Source organism: Desulfovibrio oxyclinae DSM 11498 (assembly GCF_000375485.1).
Taxonomy (GTDB): Bacteria; Desulfobacterota; Desulfovibrionia; order Desulfovibrionales; family Desulfovibrionaceae; genus Pseudodesulfovibrio; species Pseudodesulfovibrio oxyclinae.
In genome coordinates, this window is sequence record NZ_AQXE01000031.1 from 1 (window position 1) to 1,422 (window position 1,422).

The following is a 1,422-nucleotide window of genomic DNA, read 5'->3' on the forward strand; positions in this document are numbered from 1 at the left end:
GTGAGTGCTTAAAAAGTGTACACATGAGGCATGCAGAGTGTCTAAATTTTAGCCAGGCTGTCTCGATCTGAAAAAGGAAAGCCGAATAATGAAGAAAAGAATCAACAATTTTTTGGGAAATATGTCGCCTTGGGCTGTTATCGGGATGAGCCTTATCCTTGTAATCGTGGTGCTCGTTTTGGCATTCATGAATTACAATCGCGAAAAACAATATATGGGACGGGTGCTCAGTGAGAAAGGCTCGGCCTTGATCAAAGCCTTTGAAGCAGGAACACGCACTGGAATGATGGGCATGCTCGGTGAGGGACCCAACCTGCAAGTGTTGATGCAAGAAATCGCGACCCAACCCGACATCCTCTACATTGCCGTGGTAGACTCCTCCGGAGAAATTCTGGCGCATAGTAATGAAGTTGAAATCGGTCAGCAGTTTATCTCCGAAAAGGATTTGACCGAGTTGGCTGTCACCAAGGATTCTCAGTGGCGTGTCGTAGATGAACCCGAAGGCACAAAGTCTTTCGAGGTGTTCAAGCGATTCCTTCCTGCTTGGGCACAGCGCACTCAGTCTGGCCTGCCTGCAGCAATGCAGCAAAGAAGAAGCCAGATGATGCAGCGTATGATGGGCAGACAGTCAGGAGGCATGTCCGATGATTGGTGCCAACCGGGCTGGATGAGTGGACTTAAACAGGACAGGATATTGGACCCAGCCGAACGACCTGCCATATTTATTGGTATGGACGTAGCTCCGTTCGAAGAGGCCATTGCCGAAGACGTTTCATTAACATTGACCATGTCAGGTATCCTGCTGCTCTTGGGCCTTGGTGGCGTGGTGTCTTTGTTCTGGATGCAAAGCCACACACGGTCCAAGAAGCTTTTGCAGGACTCTCAAGCGTTGACCGCAGAGATGGTAGCGAACATCCCAGAAGGTCTGGTTGTATGCGATCCTGATGGACGAATCACCTATGCAAACGACATTGCCCTTGCTCTGTTGGCACGTGATTATGATGATATCACACGGATTGTGGGACAACAGGCCAAAACCCTCTTGCCCGATGAACTCTGGGTGCTTCGCTCCTCAGTAAATACAGAGCAGCAGGTAGTTGAGAAAGAAATGGAGCTTGCGTTGAATGACGGACATAAGTTGCCTATAGCGGCGGTTGTAACTGATATCATCACCGAAGAGGGAGTCAATGTTGGCCAGTTATTTATGGTTCGCGACCTGAGTCAGGTCAAAGAACTCCAAGAAGAGGTTCGCAAAGCCGATAGAATGGCAGCTATTGGTCATCTTGCCGCAGGTGTTGCTCATGAGGTGCGCAACCCTCTGAGTTCCATCAAGGGCTATGCAACATACTTCGGCTCCCTTTTTGATGAAGGCAGCGACAATCGAAAGGCAGCAGAGGTCATGACCTCGGAAGTTGATCGACT

Annotated in this window: 1 protein-coding gene; it reads left to right on the top strand. The window is 49.4% G+C overall.

Features of this window, described 5'->3' with window-relative positions:
- Window positions 1-88 precede the first annotated feature (88 nt).
- A partial coding sequence (locus B149_RS0115995; RefSeq protein ID WP_018126166.1) for a histidine kinase dimerization/phospho-acceptor domain-containing protein occupies window positions 89-1,422 on the top strand: 1,334 nt, incomplete at its 3' end.